General features: G+C 71.9%; 15 protein-coding genes. 7 read left to right on the top strand and 8 right to left on the bottom strand.

Annotated features, from left to right (window positions below; all coding sequences use genetic code 11):
* Positions 1-8: 8 nt before the first annotated feature.
* The 3 genes from OG709_RS06475 (at position 9) to OG709_RS06465 (ending at position 3104) form a co-directional block, all read left to right on the top strand.
* The gene (locus OG709_RS06475) at positions 9-770 is read left to right on the top strand and encodes an SDR family oxidoreductase (RefSeq protein WP_250303228.1); all 762 of its coding nucleotides are present in this window, start codon (positions 9-11) and stop codon (positions 768-770) included.
* Positions 767-2422, top strand: a complete 1656-nt coding sequence (locus OG709_RS06470) for a class I adenylate-forming enzyme family protein (protein WP_329165202.1) — start codon at positions 767-769, stop codon at positions 2420-2422. The genes OG709_RS06475 and OG709_RS06470 overlap by 4 nt, the downstream gene beginning before the upstream one ends.
* 85 nt (positions 2423-2507) lie before the next feature.
* Positions 2508-3104: a TetR/AcrR family transcriptional regulator gene (locus OG709_RS06465; protein ID WP_250303230.1), complete on the top strand. Its 597-nt coding sequence runs from the start codon at positions 2508-2510 to the stop codon at positions 3102-3104.
* Between the two features lie 39 nt (positions 3105-3143).
* Here the strand turns inward: OG709_RS06465 and OG709_RS06460 are convergent, their stop codons facing one another.
* The 3 genes from OG709_RS06460 to OG709_RS06450 form a co-directional block, all read right to left on the bottom strand.
* Complete coding sequence (locus tag OG709_RS06460; protein ID WP_250303231.1) at positions 3144-4358, bottom strand: acyl-CoA dehydrogenase family protein; 1215 nt, start codon at positions 4356-4358, stop codon at positions 3144-3146.
* A gap of 7 nt (positions 4359-4365) precedes the next feature.
* Entirely contained in the window at positions 4366-5388 is a 1023-nt protein-coding gene (locus OG709_RS06455) for a phosphotransferase family protein (protein WP_266643847.1), read from the bottom strand.
* A 106-nt stretch (positions 5389-5494) separates the two neighbouring features.
* Positions 5495-6406, bottom strand: a complete 912-nt coding sequence (locus OG709_RS06450; RefSeq protein ID WP_250303233.1) for an MBL fold metallo-hydrolase — start codon at positions 6404-6406, stop codon at positions 5495-5497.
* Positions 6407-6610: 204 nt separating this feature from the next.
* On the opposite strand from OG709_RS06450, the gene OG709_RS06445 reads away from it, so the two are divergent.
* Positions 6611-7567, top strand: a complete 957-nt coding sequence (locus tag OG709_RS06445) for an NADP-dependent oxidoreductase (RefSeq protein WP_250303630.1) — start codon at positions 6611-6613, stop codon at positions 7565-7567.
* Between the two features lie 92 nt (positions 7568-7659).
* Here OG709_RS06445 and OG709_RS06440 read toward each other — a convergent pair whose 3' ends face one another.
* Complete coding sequence (locus OG709_RS06440) at positions 7660-8151, bottom strand: NUDIX domain-containing protein (RefSeq protein ID WP_250303631.1); 492 nt, start codon at positions 8149-8151, stop codon at positions 7660-7662.
* Between the two features lie 104 nt (positions 8152-8255).
* Complete coding sequence (locus OG709_RS06435; protein WP_250303234.1) at positions 8256-9143, bottom strand: DMT family transporter; 888 nt, start codon at positions 9141-9143, stop codon at positions 8256-8258.
* A 160-nt stretch (positions 9144-9303) separates the two neighbouring features.
* On the opposite strand from OG709_RS06435, the gene OG709_RS06430 reads away from it, so the two are divergent.
* Positions 9304-10992 carry an FAD-binding dehydrogenase gene (locus tag OG709_RS06430; RefSeq protein ID WP_329165199.1) on the top strand — a complete coding sequence of 563 codons (1689 nt, stop codon included), beginning with the start codon at positions 9304-9306 and terminating at the stop codon, positions 10990-10992.
* A gap of 106 nt (positions 10993-11098) precedes the next feature.
* Here OG709_RS06430 and OG709_RS06425 read toward each other — a convergent pair whose 3' ends face one another.
* Entirely contained in the window at positions 11099-11521 is a 423-nt protein-coding gene (locus tag OG709_RS06425) for an ASCH domain-containing protein (protein WP_266643851.1), read from the bottom strand.
* Between the two features lie 145 nt (positions 11522-11666).
* Here OG709_RS06425 and OG709_RS06420 point away from each other — a divergent pair, with 145 nt between their 5' ends.
* Both OG709_RS06420 and OG709_RS06415 read left to right on the top strand, forming a co-directional pair.
* On the top strand, positions 11667-12608 hold the full coding sequence (locus OG709_RS06420; RefSeq protein ID WP_250303237.1) for a hypothetical protein: 942 nt from the start codon (positions 11667-11669) through the stop codon (positions 12606-12608).
* Positions 12609-12634: 26 nt separating this feature from the next.
* Entirely contained in the window at positions 12635-14179 is a 1545-nt protein-coding gene (locus OG709_RS06415; protein ID WP_250303238.1) for an APC family permease, read from the top strand.
* Positions 14180-14272: 93 nt separating this feature from the next.
* Here OG709_RS06415 and OG709_RS06410 read toward each other — a convergent pair whose 3' ends face one another.
* Both OG709_RS06410 and OG709_RS06405 read right to left on the bottom strand, forming a co-directional pair.
* The gene (locus tag OG709_RS06410; RefSeq protein ID WP_250303239.1) at positions 14273-15307 is read right to left on the bottom strand and encodes an L-idonate 5-dehydrogenase; all 1035 of its coding nucleotides are present in this window, start codon (positions 15305-15307) and stop codon (positions 14273-14275) included.
* Entirely contained in the window at positions 15307-16074 is a 768-nt protein-coding gene (locus OG709_RS06405) for an SDR family oxidoreductase (RefSeq protein WP_250303240.1), read from the bottom strand. Before OG709_RS06405 ends, OG709_RS06410 begins: the two co-directional genes overlap by 1 nt.
* Positions 16075-16097 lie beyond the last annotated feature (23 nt).

Genomic DNA, 16097 nt, shown 5'->3' with positions numbered 1-16097 from the left:
AGGTCCCGATGGGTACGGTCGACGGCGCGGGTGTCGTGGTGACGGGAGCGGGCGGCGGTATCGGCGCCGCGCTGGCCCGCAGATTCACCGCGGAGGGAGCCAGGGTCGTGGTCAACGACCTGGACGCCGGGAAGGCCGCAGCGGTGGCCGCCGAACTCGGCGCCACGGCCGTTCCCGGCGATGCCTCGACGGTGGTGGAGGCCGCCCGTGCCGCACTCGGCGGCCGGGTCGACATCTACTGCGCCAACGCGGGCCTCGGCTCACCCGGCGACCCCTTCGCCGACGAGTCCGTGTGGGCCTCGGCCTGGGACGTCAATGTCATGGCCCATGTCCGGGCAGCCCGCGCGCTGTTGCCCGACTGGCTGGAGCGCGGTGAGGGCCGGTTCGTCTCCACGGTGTCCGCCGCCGGGCTGCTGACGATGATCGGGGCGGCCCCGTACAGCGTCACCAAGCACGGCGCGCTCGCCTTCGCCGAATGGCTCTCCCTCACCTACCGCCACCGCGGTCTGAAGGTCCACGCGATCTGCCCGCAGGGGGTGCGCACCGACATGCTGACCTCGGCCGGATCGGCGGGCGAACTGGTGCTGGCGCCGACGGCGATCGAGCCCGCCGAGGTCGCCGACGCGCTCTTCGACGCCATCGCCGAGGACCGCTTCCTGGTACTGCCGCACCCCGAGGTCGCCGAGTACTACCAGGCGCGGGCCGCCGACCCCGACCGGTGGATCGGCGGGATGAACCACCTCCAGCAGAAGTGGGAGGCCGGGCAGTGAACGCCTCCGGGTACGCGGCCAGACCCTGGCTCGCGCAGCTCAGCGAGGCCCAGCGGCGCCCCGTGCACCCGGCGGCCAGTGTGGTGCACGCCTTCCGCGCCAGTGCGGCCCGCGCGCCGGGCCACCCGGCCCTCGCCTACTTCGACGGACGGCTGACCTACCGCGAGACCGACCGGCTCTCCGACTCGGTCGCCGGGCATCTCGTGGCGAAGGGCCTGCGCCGCGGCGACCGGGTCGCGATCATGCTGCAGAACACCCCGCACTTCGTGCTCGCGCTGCTCGGCGCCTGGAAGGCCGGCGCGGTCGTCGTCCCGCTCAACCCGATGTACAAGTCCGGCGAGGTCGCTCACGTCCTGCGGGACGCCGGGGTCACCGCGCTGATCTGCTCCGACCGCGCCTGGGAGGGGTACCTCAGGGAGACCGCGGCGGCCTCCGCGCTCCGGTTCGCGCTCACCGCCTGCGAGCGCGACCTGCAGACCCGCGACGACGAACGTGTCCTGGGCTTCGAGCGGCTGCCGCGGCCCGCGGACACCGACGACCTGGTGGCGGTCGCCCGCGCCGGCGCCGCGGCCCCCGCCGACCGCGATCCGCTCACCACCGACACCGCGCTGATCAGCTACACCTCGGGTACCAGCGGCGCCCCCAAGGGCGCCATGAACACCCACGCCAACATCATGGTCAACGCCGAGCGCCAGCGCACCGGCCACCCCGTCGCGGAGGGCTCGGCCTACTTCGCGCTCGCGCCGCTCTTCCACATCACCGGCATGGTCTGCGAACTCGCCGCGTGCCTCACCAACGCGGGCACCCTGGTCCTCGCCTACCGCTTCCACCCCGGCGTGGTGCTCGACGCCTTCGCCGAACACCGGCCCGCGTACACGGTCGGCCCGTCGACGGCCTTCATGGCGCTCGCCGCCGACCCGGCGGCCACCCCTGACCACTTCGCCTCCTTCGCCGTCATCTCGTCGGGCGGCGCCCCGCTGCCGCCCGCGCTGGTGGAGAAGTTCCGCGCGCGCTTCGGCCCGTACCTCCGCAACGGCTACGGACTCACCGAGTGCACCGCCCCCTGCGCCTCGGTCCCGCCCGAGAAGGAGGCCCCGGTCGACCCGGTCTCCGGCACCCTGTCGGTGGGTGTCCCCGGACCGGACACGGTCGTACGGATCGTCGACGCGCAGGGCGGCGAGGTCCCCTTCGGCGAGCAGGGCGAGATCGTGGTGCGCGGCCCGCAGGTGGTCCCCGGCTACTGGGGCCGCCCCGAGGCCACCGCCGAGGCGTTCCCGGACGGGGAACTGCGCACCGGCGACATCGGTTTCATGGACGGCGACGGCTGGCTCTACGTCGTGGACCGCAAGAAGGACATGATCAACGCATCCGGCTTCAAGGTCTGGCCGCGCGAGGTCGAGGACGTGCTCTACACGCACCCGGCCGTGCGCGAGGCGGCCGTCGTGGGCGTCCCCGACGCCTACCGCGGGGAATCGGTCAAGGCCTACGTGAGCCTGCGGCCGGGCGCGACCGTGGCGCCCGAGGACCTCGGCGCGTACTGCGAGGAGCGGCTCGCCGCGTACAAGTACCCCCGGGAGGTCGAGATCCTGCCGGAGCTGCCGAAGACCACGAGTGGGAAGATCCTCAGGCGGGAACTGCGTTCCCGGCACTGACGAGGCTCACGGTCGCGCGGGGCTCACCGCACGACCAGCACCAGCACAGGCACGACAGCACAGGCACAGAAGGAAGGTGGCGGCCATGGCAGCCAGGACGACCGACGGGAACGGCACCCCCGTCCCCCAGAGGCTGCTGGCCGCCGCCACCCGGCTCTTCGCCGAGCGCGGGTACGACCGGACGTCCGTCCAGGAGATCGTGGAGGCAGCCGGCGTCACCAAGGGCGCCCTCTACCACTACTTCGGCTCCAAGGAGGACCTGCTCCAGGAGGTCTACGCCCGGGTGCTGCGGCTCCAGCAGGAGCGGCTCGACGCCTTCGCCGACGCGGACGCCCCGGTCGAGCAGCGGCTGCGCGAAGCGGCGGCCGACGTCGTCGTGACGACCATCGACAACCTGGACGACGCGGCGATCTTCTTCCGCTCGATGCACCATCTGAGCCCGGAGAAGAACAAGCAGGTCCGGGTGGAACGGCGCCGCTACCACGAGCGGTTCCGCGCGCTGGTCGAAGAGGGCCAGCGCACCGGGGTCTTCTCGACCGGTATCTCCGCGGACCTGGTCGTGGACTACCACTTCGGGTCGGTCCACCACCTGTCGACGTGGTACCGGCCGGACGGGCCGCTCACGCCGCAGCAGCTGGCGGACCAGCTGGCCGATCTGCTGCTGCGGGCGCTGCGGCCGTGACGCGCGGGGGCACCCGGCCGTAGCGCCCCCGCCGCGCCGCTACAGGTACTTCTTGAGTTCCCGCCGGGCCAGCGAGCGCTGGTGCACCTCGTCGGGGCCGTCCGCCAGCCTCAACGTCCGTGCTCCCGCCCACAGTTCGGCCAGCGGGAAGTCCTGGCTCACGCCGCCCGCCCCGTACAGCTGTACCGCGTTGTCGATGATGTCGATGACCGCCCGCGGTGTGGCGATCTTGATGGACTGGATCTCGGTGTGCGCGCCGCGGTTGCCCACGGTGTCCATCAGCCAGGCCGTCTTCAGCACCAGGAGGCGCAGCTGCTCGACCGTGACGCGCGCGTCCGCGATCCAGTTCTGCACGACGCCCTGCTGGGCCAGCGGCTTGCCGAACGCCGTACGGGACACCGCGCGGCGGCACATCAGCTCGATGGCCCGCTCGGCCATGCCGATCAGCCGCATGCAGTGGTGGATCCGGCCGGGGCCCAGCCGGGCCTGGGCGATGGCGAAGCCGCCGCCCTCCTCGCCGATCAGATGCGACGCGGGGACCCGTACGTCGTGGAGGACCACCTCGGCATGGCCGCCGTGGGAGTGGTCCTCGTAGCCGTACACCTGCATGGCGCGGCGGACTTCGAGCCCCGGGGTGTCGCGCGGCACCAGGATCATCGACTGCTGACGGCGGACGTCCGCGCTGTCCGGGTCGGTCTTGCCCATCACGATGAAGATCTTGCAGTCCGGGTTCATCGCCCCGGAGATGTACCACTTGCGGCCGTTGATGACGTAGTCGTCGCCGTCCCGCACGATGCGCGTCTCGATGTTCGTCGCGTCCGACGAGGCCACCTCGGGCTCGGTCATCGCGAAGGCCGAACGGATCTCACCGGCCAGCAGCGGTTCCAGCCACTGCTTCTTCTGCTGCTCGGTGGCGAACTGGGCCAGCACCTCCATGTTGCCGGTGTCGGGGGCCGCGCAGTTCAGCGCGGTGGGCGCCAAGTGCGGGGAGCGGCCGGTGATTTCGGCGAGCGGGGCGTACTGGAGGTTGGTGAGCCCCGCGCCGTACCGCTCGTCCGGCAGGAAGAGGTTCCACAGGCCCTGCCTGCGCGCCTCCGCCTTCAACTCCTCCACCACGGCCGGGGTGTCCCAGGGCGACGTGAGGAGCTGCCGCTGCTCGTGGGCGACGGCCTCGGCGGGCAGGACGTGCTCGTCCATGAAGGCGAGGAGCCTGGCGCGCAGCTCTTCGGTGCGCGCGTCGAATGCGAAGTCCATGGGGTGTTCAGCCTTCCTGGAGGGTGATGAGGCCGTGCTGGATGAAGGCCGGGACCAGGTCGCCGATCCGGTCGAAGCCGGCGCCGACGGTCTGCCCGAGGGTGTACCGGTAGTGGATGCCCTCCAGGATCACGGCGAGCTTGAACCAGGCGAACGCCGTGTACCAGGCGATGGCGGAGGTGTCCCGGCCGGAGCGGGCCGCGTAGCGCTCGACGAGCTCGGCGGGGGAGGGGTGGCCGGGGGCGCCACTCGTGGTGGAGACGGGGGAATCCGGGATGCCCAGGTCGGAGCTGTACATCACCAGCAGGCCGAGGTCGGTGAGCGGATCGCCGAGCGTCGACATCTCCCAGTCCAGGATCGCGTTGATCCGGTCGTCGTCACCGAGCAGGACGTTGTCCAGCCGGTAGTCGCCGTGCACCACGGTGGGGGCGGGGGAGCGCGGCAGGTCGCGTCCGAGCGCGGCGTGCAGCTCGTCGATGCCCGCGAGTTCACGGTTGCGCGAGGCGTCGAGCTGCTTGCCCCAGCGGCGCAGCTGCCGGTCGAGGAAGCCGTCGGGGCGGCCGAAGTCGCCCAGGCCCACGGCCCGGGGATCGACGGCGTGCAGATCGACGAGCGTGTCGACCAGTCCGAGGACCGCCGCCCGGGTGCGCTCGGCGCCGAGGGGGGCGAGCTGGTCGGCGCTGCGGTACGGGGTTCCTTCGACGAACTCCATGACGTAGAACGGCGATCCGATGACCGACTCGTCCTCGCACAGCAGCACCGGCTCGGGCACCGGCACACCGGTCGGGTGCAGCGCGCTGATCACCCGGTGCTCGCGCCGCATGTCGTGGGCGGTGGCCAGTACGTGCCCCAGCGGCGGCCTGCGCACCACCCAGCGGCCGGAACCGTCCGTGACCGCATAGGTCAGATTGGACCGGCCGCCCTCGATCAGCCGGGCACTGAGCGGTCCGCGCACCAGTCCGGGCCGCTCGCGGTCGAGGTGACCGCGCAGCGCCTCGGGGTCGATTCCTGGTGGGTGGACTGTGCTCATGGTGCACCTCCGTGCGTAGGGGCGGAACGGCCCGCGCGACCGTTCGCCGAACCGTCCCGCCCCATCATGCCGACCAGTCGGTATGTCGTCCACCCCCGGGTCGGTCCTATGCGTGGCAGGCCACCGGCACACCGCCGTTCATCGCCGTCATGTCACCGAAGACGAGCAGCGGGTCGAGCGGCGAACCCTCGGGCAGTCCGTCCAGCTCGGCGTAGGCGCGGTGCAGATTCGCGACCAGTCGCTCGCGCTCCCGCAGCCCCGCGAACTCCCCCAGATCCGTCTGCCGGGCGGTCTCCAGCGGGCTGATCCCCTTGGCGTGTCCCTCCTCGGCGATCCCGGAGACGAAACGCAGATACCGCTCCGTCGCGTCGAAGGCGGACGGATCGGTGACCGGGCCGTGGCCGGGGACGACCGTCTCCGCGCCGAGACCGCGCAGCACGTCCAGGGCGCGCAGCGAACCGCTGACCGAGCCCATCGCGAGGAACGGCGTGCCGCCCTGGAAGATCAGGTCGCCGGTGAAGACGATCCGCTGCCCGGGAAGGTGCACGATCGTGTCCCCGATGGTGTGCGCCACCCCCGGATGGATCAGCCGGACCTCGACCCCGCCCACCTGGACGGTCAGCCGGTCGCCGTAGGTCAGCTCGGGCGGGGTGATCTCGACCTCGCCGAAATCGGTCCCCGGCCACACCACGTGCAACTGGCGCCCGGCGGCGAGCACTTCACTGCGGCAGGCGTCGTGCCCGATCAGCACGGCGTCCGGCCGGAAGACACTGTTGCCGTAGGTGTGGTCCCCGTGATGGTGGGTGTTGACGACGGTACGGGGGAGCGGCGCCCCGGCCGCGAGCACGGCCGCGCGCAGCGCGTGCGCCCGCGGCAGCGTCGCCGCCGTGTCGACGAGGAGGGTGGAGTCGCCGTCGGTGACGAACCCCGCGTTGTTCAGGCACCAGCCGCCGTCCGGCTGGACGTAGGCGTGGACGCCCGGCGCGAGCCGGACGGTGTACGGATCGGTGGCGGTCATGCAGGCCCCCAGGGTCTTTCGTCGTGGAGATCAGGCCGGGCTCGCGGAGTCTGGCACGACACTTCGCCGGTCGGAGGGACCCGGGGGGAAAACCGGTCCGTGGACGTCCCGGTTCCGATGGCCGCCGACCCGGTTGCGGTCCCGCTGCTGTCCCCGCTGCCGTCCCGGTTGCGCGAGGACAGGCCCGGCCAGAGGCTCGTAGGTATGAAGGCGATCAGCTACAGCCGTTACGGCGGCCCCGAGGTCCTGCAGTACGGCGACCGGCCCGACCCCAAGCTGGGGCCCGACTCCGTCCTGGTGAAGGTGCGGGCCGCGGCCGTCAACCCCGTCGATGTGCTCGCCCGCGAGGGCCACCTCGACAGCGCCCTGGACGTGGTCTTCCCGGTCGTGCCCGGCTGGGACGTCTCCGGGGTCGTCGTGCAGCCGGGTGCCGCGGTGACGGAGTTCGCGGTGGGCGACGAGGTGATGGGGTACGTACGCGAGGACTTCCTCTCGCGCGGCACCTTCGCCGAGTACGTGGCCGCGCCGGTCCGTACGCTCGCCCGCAAGCCGCTGCGGCTGAGCTTCGAGGAGGCCGCCGGACTGCCGCTGGCCGGACTCACCGCGTACCAGGTGCTCAGGGCGCTGGAGATCCGCTCCGACGACACGGTTCTCGTCCACGCGGCGGCGGGCGGGGTCGGCTCGATGGCCGTCCAGCTCGCCCTGCACTCCGGTGCGCGGGTCATCGGTACCGCGAGCGAACGCAACCACGCCCATCTGCGGGCGCTGGGTGCGGAGCCGGTGGCGTACGGGGACGGGCTCGCCGACCGCGTCAGGGCGCTGGCCCCCGAGGGCGTCGACGCGGTCTTCGACACCGTCGGCGGTGACACCCTGAAGATGTCGGCGAATCTCCTCGCCCCCGAGGGGCGGCTCGCGTCCATCGTCGACGGCGAGGTCATCGAGCTCGGTGGCCGCTATGTCTACGTACGGCCCGACGCGCTCGATCTGCACGTGCTCGGTGAGCTGGCCGACCAGGGGGTCGTCTCCGTCCACGTGGACCGGGTCCTGCCGCTGGAACAGGCCGCGGAGGCGCAGCGGCTGTGCGCGGAACGGCACACCCGGGGCAAGATCGTGGTCACCGTCGCCTGGGATCCCGTACCGCCGATCGACGCGCCGCTCTAGTGCCGCGACGGGGCAAAGCTTGCCGGGAACGGCACTAGCAAGTCGATCACCGCCGGGCGGTAGCGTCCGGCGGTGATCGCCCGCCTCACCGACTACAGCGGCCGGCGCGCGGTCAGCCTGCGGTACGCGGCGAGCCCGTCCGGCACCCACTCCCACTCGGTGAGGCGCCGCTCCAGTTCGCCGGGGGTGAGGAAGTCGTGCCAGGCGACCTCCTCCACCTGCGGGTTCACCGGCAGTTCGCAGCGCACCTCGTACACCCTGGACCACCAGCCCTGCCCCGCGCCCTCGTACAGGAACGTGAACAGCGGTACGGGCGCGGGCAGTCCCGGGACACCCAGCTCCTCCTCGGCCTCCCGCAGCGCGGCGGCGTCGTAGGACTCGCCGGAGCCGACCACGCCGCCGACGAACATGTCGTACAGCGAGGGGAAGACCAGCTTCACCGGGGTGCGCCGGTGGACGAAGATCCGGTCCTCGGCGTCGCGGGCGAGCACGAAGACGCAGCGGTGCAGCAGCCCCTTCGCGTACACCTCGCCCCGGCGCGCCCGGCCGATCACCTGGTCGGACGCGTCGACGACATCGAGCATCTCGTCGGCCGGGGAAGCCGTAGAAGCCGTAGAAGCCGGGGAATCCGCAGAATCCGGGACGTCGGGGGAGGCCGGGGAGCGTGGGGTGCCGGGGGTCGGAGCGGTCATGCGGCCATCTTCTCGCGGGTCGCTCGCGCCGTCCCCGGCGGCATCGCCGGATGTCGTCCCAGCAGTACGATCCCCAGCACGACCGCCGCCAGACCCGCCGCCTCCCAGGCCAGGGCCCCGGTGTCGGTGCGCAGTTGGTCCCCCAGGAAGCCGACGCCGCAGACGATGCCCGCGAGCGGCTGCGCGGCCGTCAGCGCCGGGAGGGACATCCGCAGCGGCGCCGTCTCGAAGGCGCTCTGCACGAGGACCAGACCGCTCACCCCGATCACCACCACGACGTACGGCTGCCACGTGGCGGCGAGCCCCGCCAAGCCGCTGTGCCCCAGCACCTGCCCGCTGACCCGGGTCAGGGCGTCCTGGAGTCCGTACAGCAGACCGGCCGCGAGCGCGAGGAGCGCGGGGCCGATGCTCAGCCTGGTGCGCTTGGCGCAGACCGTGACGAGCAGCGCCGTACCCGCGACCACGCCGATGATCAGCCAGTGCCGCAGCGGATTCACCGAGGCCGCGCCGGGATGCGGCTGGCCCGCCAGGATGAAGGTGGCGACGCCGCCCGCGAGCAGTGCGAGGCCGCCCCAGCCCTGTCGGCCCAGTGGCTGTCCGGTCTGGCGGCGCGACAGCGCCATGGCGAAGAGCAGGTTCGTCGCGAGCAGCGGCTCGACCAGTGAGATCTCGCCATGACCGAGCGCGAGCGCGCCCAGCACCATCCCGCACACCATCAGCGCGATGCCGCCGAGCCAGCGCGGCACCCGCACGAGGTCGAGCAGCAGTCGCAGGGAGAGGAAGTCGCCCAGCGGGGCGTGCTGGGCGGCGTTCTGCTGGAGCACGAAACCGAAGCCGAGACAGCAGGCCGCACTCACCGAGAGCGCGAGGACCAGTACCGACACGTGATCTACCTCAAGACCGGCCAGAAGGGGCGGGTTCCACGCGACGATAACGCCTGTGCGGGTACCCGCACCCGTCGAGTGAACCGAACGGGACGGTTGACGCGGCATCGGTACGAACTGAAGATGTGACCGACAAGTAACCTGGCAGGGGACGGAGCCCATGGCGGACGACGCTGACGTGATCGTGATCGGGGCCGGGCTCGCGGGCCTGGTGGCCACCGCCGAGCTGGTCGACGCGGGGAAGAAGGTGATCCTCGTCGACCAGGAGCCCGAGCAGTCGATCGGCGGTCAGGCGCACTGGTCCTTCGGCGGACTCTTCTTCGTCGACTCGCCGGAACAGCGGCGCTTCCGGATCAAGGACAGCCACGCGCTGGCGATGCAGGACTGGCTGGGTACGGCCGGTTTCGACCGCCCGGAGGACCACTGGCCGCGCCGGTGGGCCGAGGCGTACGTCGACTTCGCGTCGGGCGAGAAGCGGGCCTGGCTGCACGCGCAGGGGATGCGGTTCTTCCCGGTCGTCGGCTGGGCGGAGCGCGGCGGGTACGACGCCACCGGGCACGGCAACTCCGTACCCCGCTTCCACATCACCTGGGGCACCGGTCCGGGCGTCGTCGCGCCCTTCGAGCGGCGGGTGCGGGCGGGTGTCGCGCGCGGGCTGGTGCAGCTGCGGTTCCGCCACCGGGTCACGGGGCTCTCCCGCAGCGGTGGCGCCGTGGACACCGTGACGGGCGAGGTACTGGCGCCGAGCGGCGCCGAGCGGGGCACCGCCAGCAGCCGTGAGGTCGCCGGGGAGTTCTCCCTCAAGGCGCAGGCGGTGATCGTCACCTCCGGCGGCATCGGCGGCAACCACGATCTCGTCCGGGCCCAGTGGCCGGAGCGCCTGGGAACCCCGCCCGCCCATCTGCTCTCCGGCGTCCCCGCGCACGTGGACGGGCTGATGCTGGGCGTCGCGGAAGCGGCGGGCGCGCATCAGATCAACAGTGACCGGATGTGGCACTACACCGAAGGCATCCAGAACTGGAACCCGATCTGGGCGAAGCACGCCATCCGCATCCTGCCGGGCCCTTCGTCGCTCTGGTTCGACGCGCGCGGCAAACGGCTGCCCGTGCCGCTCTTCCCCGGCTTCGACACCCTCGGCACCCTCGACCACATCATGAAGTCCGGGTACGACTACACCTGGTTCGTCCTCGATCAGCGCATCATCGGCAAGGAGTTCGCGCTGTCGGGCTCGGAACAGAACCCGGACCTGACGGGAAAGTCGGTCCGGGGCGTGATCGGGCGGGCGCGCGCCGACGTTCCGGCGCCGGTGAAGGCGTTCATGGACAACGGCGCGGACTTCGTCGTCGAGAAGGATCTGGCCTCGCTGGTGCGCGGAATGAACGCGCTCACCGAGGAGCCGCTGATCGACGAGGCGGAACTGCGCCGCGAGATCGTCGCCCGCGACCGGGAGATCGACAACCCCTTCACCAAGGACCTCCAGGTGATGTCGATCCGCGGCGCCCGCAACTACCTCGGGGACAAGCTCATCCGGACGGCGGCCCCGCACCGGATCCTGGACCCGGCGGCGGGCCCGCTGATCGCGGTGAAACTGCACATCCTGACCCGCAAGTCGCTGGGCGGTCTGGAGACCGATCTCTCCGCGCGGGTCCTCGCCGAGGGCGGCGACCCGGCGCCGGACTCCGGTTCGCCCAGGGGGAACCCCGTCCCGGGGCTGTACGCGGCGGGCGAGGCGGCGGGCTTCGGGGGTGGCGGGGTGCACGGGTACCGGTCGCTGGAGGGGACGTTCCTCGGCGGGTGCATCTTCTCCGGGCGTACGGCGGGCCGGGCGGCGGCCCAAGCGGTGGATTAGGGTCCTTCGTCCGGGCCGGGCGGGCCGGGTGGGCCGGGCGCCGGACCAGGTGGTTCGAACCGGACGCTTCCCGGGCGGGCGGCGGGCGGCAGTTCGAGGACAGGCCCTACAGCCGCTCGACGACCCGGAACCTCTCGGCGACGATCATCGTCTCGTCGTCGACCGTGAAGTCCTCGTCGCCCAGCGCCTCCCGCATCTCCTCCCCGTTCCAGTACCGCTCGTGCCCCGCGCGCCATTCCGCGACCGATGTGTACCCCTCACCCTCGTCCAGCGCGTGCTGAAGGTCGACATCCCCCAGCCGCAGTACCCGAACCTCCGTCACCTCGATCACCGCGACCTCGCGCCCGTCCGAATCGATCAGGGCCGAACGCTCGCCGACGGGCGGGAGTTCCTCCTTCTCGGCTTCGAACTCGGCGAGAAGCCCGCTGGTCGAGACCTTTTCGCCGCGGAGAACGGCCTGCACCAGCTGGTCGCGCAGCGGGCCGGGAAACGCGAGCAGATACGGCTTCAGAGGTTCACGGTTCGTCATCCGGCCAGCCTACGCACCCGGTAAAACTAGGCGGTGCAAGGGGAGTTGAGGGCGCCGTGCGGACCGTCCGGCCTTGACGGGGAGCCGTCACTACCGCTTTGCTGTGCGTGATCATTGCCCCCGGCGCCCTTGAGGAACCCCGCGGATGCCCCCTCTCCTCGGCCGCTCCCGAAGACGGGGCGGCCCGCTCGCCGACCCGGCTCTCGACGACGTCGAACTCTCCGAAGTACGGACGCAGTTGGCGCAGGGGCGCTGGGTCAGAGTCAGCTCGCTGCTGGCCGCCACCGCCGACGACTGGGACCGCCGCGGTCACCGGCTCGTCGTGCTCGCAGAGGGCTCCGGATCGGCCGCGTGGGCGCGGGACTGGCTGCTCGCCGAGCCGGAGAGCGCGGACGCCGCGACCCTGCTGGCCTGTGCCACGGTCCTGCGCGCGCTGCGCGGCAAGGATCCGGAGGACCAGGCCCGTGAGGCGTGCCGCGCCGCTGCCCGGATGGCGCCCTCGGACCCGACTCCCTGGCTCGGCCTGCTGATCCTCGCCCGCTCCCGCGGCACCGAGGAGGAGGTCAGCCGGCTCTTCGACGAGGTCCGTTCGCGCCACCCCGAGCACCACCACGCCCACCATCTGATGGCGGCGCGGCTCGCGGAACGCCACCCGGACGCGGGCCAGGACCCGCTCCACGAGGTGTACGACTTCGCGGCCTGGGCCGCCGAACAGGCCCCCGCCGACTCGCCGCTCGCGGTACTGCCGGTGGTCGCCCACGCCGAGCGCTACCGGGTCCTCGCCACCGCCGGGAGCGAGCCGGACGACCCCGCGCTCTCCACGCACTGGACGGGCCGCCGCGCCCGCCAGGTGATGAAGGCCGCCTTCGACTGGTGGCTGGAGTGGGAGCGGGAGGACCATCCGCGCAACCGCATCGACCTCAACTTCCTGGCTCACGCGAAGTTCTGCGAGGGCCGTCCGGCCGAGGCCGCCGCGCTCTTCCACCGCATCGGTGAGCATGTCACCGCAGCTCCCTGGTCCTACCCGGACCGGGACCCGTACCGGGCATTCAAGGCCGCGCGCGGCGCCGCGCTCGGCACCGTGTAACTCCTCACCGAAAGGACCGACCCGCCATGCCGTCGGGCAGTTCGAGCACGAGCGAGATCAACGAGATCAGAACGTTCAAGGGCCAGGACCAGGCACTGCGGGCCGGCCGGCTGGGGACGGCGGGGCTGCTGCTCTCCGTACTCGCGGCGAGCGCCCCCCTGATGGTGGTCGCAGGTGTCATGCCCACGATCTTCGGGCTGATGGGGATCGTCGGCCAGCCGCTGATCTACGTCATCCTGGCCGTCGTGCTGGCGCTCTTCAGCGTCGGGTACGCGGAGATGAGCAGGCACGTCCACAACGCCGGAGCGTTCTACGCGTACATCGCCCGCGGCCTCGGCGCCACCGCGGGGGCCGGCGCCTCCTTCGTCGCCCTGGTCGCCTACAGCGCCATGCAGGTCGGCATCTACGGCATCTTCGGCTTCGAGGTGTCCGGCCTCTTCTCCACCTACCTGGACATCGAACTGGTCTGGTGGGTACCGGCGTTGGCGGCCGTCCTGATCGTCGGTGTGCTGTCCTGGCTGAAGATCGACCTCAATGCCAAGGTGCTCGGCGTCCTGCTGCTCATCGAGTGCGCGCTCGTGGTGATCTTCGATGTGGCCGCCGTCGCGAACCCGGCGAAGGAAGGCCTCTCGCTGCACGCCTTCAACCCTGACACCCTGACCGGTGCGGGCTTCGGCACCGCGCTCTGCTTCTGCATCGCGGCGTTCGTCGGCTTCGAACAGGCGCCGGTGTACGCCGAGGAGACCAGCCGCCCGCAGGTCGTCGTGCGCCGGGTGATGTTCCTCGCCGTCGGGTTCGTCGCGCTCTTCTTCGCCGTCAGCTCCTGGGCGCTGACCGTCGCCGCGGGACCGTCGACGATCGCCTCCCAGGCCGGGAAGCTCGGCCCCGGGCTCCTCTTCGGCCTCAGCGAGGGAACACTGGGCAAGTCCTTCACCGACGTCCTGCACGTGCTCTTCGTCACCGGAATGTTCGCCGCGATGCTCAGCTTCCACAACGTGGTCGCCCGCTACGCGTTCGCGATGGGCCGCGAGGGCCTGCTGCCCGCCACCTTCGGCCGTACGAACAAGAGCAGCGGCGCACCCGGCATCGGTTCCCTGCTGCAGACCGTGATCTCCCTGGTCGTCGTCATCGCCTTCGCGGTGACCGACAGCAAGCCCACCGGTGACCCGACGGCTCCCGTCCTGCATCTCTTCACCTGGATGGGGAACATCGGCGCGCTCGGCATCATCCTGCTGATGGCCGCCGCCTCCGTCGCCGTCATCGCCTTCTTCGTGCAGCGCGGCGCGGCCGGAGCGCAGATCTGGCGGCTGGTGGCCGCCGGGCTGGCCTGCCTGGCCCTGCTGGCCATCGCGTTCATGACGGTCAAGGACTTCGACGTACTGGTCAGTGCCGGTCCCGGTTCCGTACTGAGCTGGCTGCTCCCCGCCATCATCGGCCTGGCGCTGGCCGGAGGTCTTGTCTACGGCCTGGTGCTCCGCTCGCGGAAGCCGGAGGTGCACGCCCGCATCGGGCTCGGCAACGAGGCGTTCCAGCTCGACAAGGTGGCGGAGGCGGAAGCCGCCCACGTCTGACCGGCGGCTGACGCACGACGTACGCGCGACCGCCGGCTTCCGGCAGTCGCGCGTACGTCCTCGAACCCCGTTCTCGAACCCTTCGGGGCCTCCTCAGGCTCCGAAGTCCACCAGCACCTTGCACGACCGGCTGCGGTCCGCCGCGAGCGCGAACGCCTCCGCCGCCTGCTCCACCGGAACGACCGCACTCACCAGCGCGTCGAACGACGCCTCCCGCGCCAGCAGCGCGATCGCCTCGTCGAACTCCGTGTCGAAGCGGAACGCCCCGCGGAGCTCGATCTCCCGGCTCACCACCAGGTTCCCGGCGAACGGGCTCATCCCCGGCGGGAGCATCCCCAGCTGTACGACGGTGCCGCCCCGCCGCACCCGCCGCAGACAGGTGTCCAGACCGGCCGCCACCCCGGACGCCTCGATCGCCGTGTCCACCTCGTCGGGCCAGCCGGGATCGGCCGGATCGTCGGCCCGCACCAGGGTCGTCGCGCCCGCGGCGGCGGCGAACTCCAGGGCGCGCGGCAGGAGATCGGTGACCGTGACGGCCGCCGCACCGGCGGCCTTCAGCGCCGCGACCACCAGGCAGCCGATCGGCCCGGCGCCGGTGACCAGGACGTGTTTGCCCTCGACCGACCCCGCCCGGCGCACCGCGTGCAGCGCCACCGACAGCGGCTCGGCCAGTACGGCCCTGCGCAGTCCGAGACCGTCGGGCAGCGCCCGCAACTGGTCCGCGGGCACCACGACCAGGGCCGCGAACCCGCCCTGCACATGCGGCATGCGGGCCGCGCTGCCCAGGTAGCGGGTGTCCCGGCAGACATGGGCCCGGCCGTCCAGGCACTCGGGGCACGCCCCGCACGGGGTCGCCGGGTGCACGGCGACGGCCGTACCGACCGCGGGGCTCCCGACCGCCGGGACGCCCTCGCCGTACGCGACCACGGTGCCGACGACCTCGTGACCGAGCACCATCGGCTCGCGGAGCAGGAAGTCACCGACGCCGCCGTGGCGCCAGTAGTGCAGATCGGAGCCGCACACCCCGCCGTACCGCACCGCGACGACCGCCTGGCCGGGTCCGGCCACCGGCTCGGGCAGCTCGTCGACCCGGAGGTCACCGGCCCCGTGGATCACACATCCGCGCATCACAGCACACTCGTCATTCCGCCGTCGACGTACAGGATCTGGCCGCTGACGAAGTCCGCGGCCGGGGAGGCCAGGTAGAGCACCCCGCCCACCAGGTCCTCGGTCCGTCCCCAGCGCCCCGCCGGGGTCCGGCCGCGCACCCAGGAGCTGAACTCCTCGTCGTCGACCAGCGGCCGGGTCAGCTCGGTCTCGATGTAGCCGGGGCCGAGACCGTTGACCTGGATGCCGTACGGGCCCCAGTCGGCGCACATGCCCTTGGTGAGCATCTTCAGCGCGCCCTTGGTGGCGGCGTACGGCGCGATACCGGGGCGGACCACCTCGCTCTGCAGCGAGCAGACGTTGATGATCTTTCCGTAGCCGCGCTCCGTCATCCGCCGGGCCGCCTCGCGGCCCACCAGGAAGGCGCTGGTGAGGTTGGTGTCCACGATGCGGTGCCAGTCGGAGTCGGTGAACTCCAGCAGGGGTGCGCGCAGTTGCATGCCCGCGTTGTTGACCAGGATGTCGAGCGGTCCGGCCTGCTCCTCGATCCCGGCGATCCCGGCCGCGACCGAGGGGCCGTCGGTGACGTCGAAGGCGGCGGTGAGCACCGTGCCCCCGGTGTCCGAGAGCTCCTCTGCCGCGGCCTTCAGCCGGTCCTCGTCCCGGCCGTTGATCACCACGGTGCAGCCCGCTTCGAGCAGCCCACGGGCGAGTGCGTGGCCGATGCCCCGGCTCGACCCGGTGACCAGGGCGGTACGGCCGCTGATCTCGAACAGTGGATGTGCCATGACGTGTCTTTCCTCCGGAGTGC

It is taken from the genome of Streptomyces sp. NBC_01267, from assembly GCF_036241575.1.
GTDB lineage: Bacteria > Actinomycetota > Actinomycetes > Streptomycetales > Streptomycetaceae > Streptomyces.
This window is presented reverse-complemented; position numbering and strand designations above follow the sequence as displayed.

Bases quoted from the DNA above. Each gene is read 5' to 3' on its own strand.
- OG709_RS06475 (WP_250303228.1), top strand. From the start codon at position 9: ATGGGTACGGTCGACGGCGCGGGTGTCGTGGTGACGGGAGCGGGCGGC.
- OG709_RS06465 (WP_250303230.1), top strand. From the start codon at position 2,508: ATGGCAGCCAGGACGACCGACGGGAACGGCACCCCCGTCCCCCAGAGG.
- OG709_RS06460 (WP_250303231.1), bottom strand. From the start codon at position 4,358: ATGGACTTCGCATTCGACGCGCGCACCGAAGAGCTGCGCGCCAGGCTC.
- OG709_RS06455 (WP_266643847.1), bottom strand. From the start codon at position 5,388: ATGAGCACAGTCCACCCACCAGGAATCGACCCCGAGGCGCTGCGCGGT.
- OG709_RS06450 (WP_250303233.1), bottom strand. From the start codon at position 6,406: ATGACCGCCACCGATCCGTACACCGTCCGGCTCGCGCCGGGCGTCCAC.
- OG709_RS06445 (WP_250303630.1), top strand. From the start codon at position 6,611: ATGAAGGCGATCAGCTACAGCCGTTACGGCGGCCCCGAGGTCCTGCAG.
- OG709_RS06440 (WP_250303631.1), bottom strand. From the start codon at position 8,151: ATGCTCGATGTCGTCGACGCGTCCGACCAGGTGATCGGCCGGGCGCGC.
- OG709_RS06430 (WP_329165199.1), top strand. From the start codon at position 9,304: ATGGCGGACGACGCTGACGTGATCGTGATCGGGGCCGGGCTCGCGGGC.
- OG709_RS06425 (WP_266643851.1), bottom strand. From the start codon at position 11,521: ATGACGAACCGTGAACCTCTGAAGCCGTATCTGCTCGCGTTTCCCGGC.
- OG709_RS06420 (WP_250303237.1), top strand. From the start codon at position 11,667: ATGCCCCCTCTCCTCGGCCGCTCCCGAAGACGGGGCGGCCCGCTCGCC.
- OG709_RS06415 (WP_250303238.1), top strand. From the start codon at position 12,635: ATGCCGTCGGGCAGTTCGAGCACGAGCGAGATCAACGAGATCAGAACG.
- OG709_RS06410 (WP_250303239.1), bottom strand. From the start codon at position 15,307: ATGCGCGGATGTGTGATCCACGGGGCCGGTGACCTCCGGGTCGACGAG.
- OG709_RS06405 (WP_250303240.1), bottom strand. From the start codon at position 16,074: ATGGCACATCCACTGTTCGAGATCAGCGGCCGTACCGCCCTGGTCACC.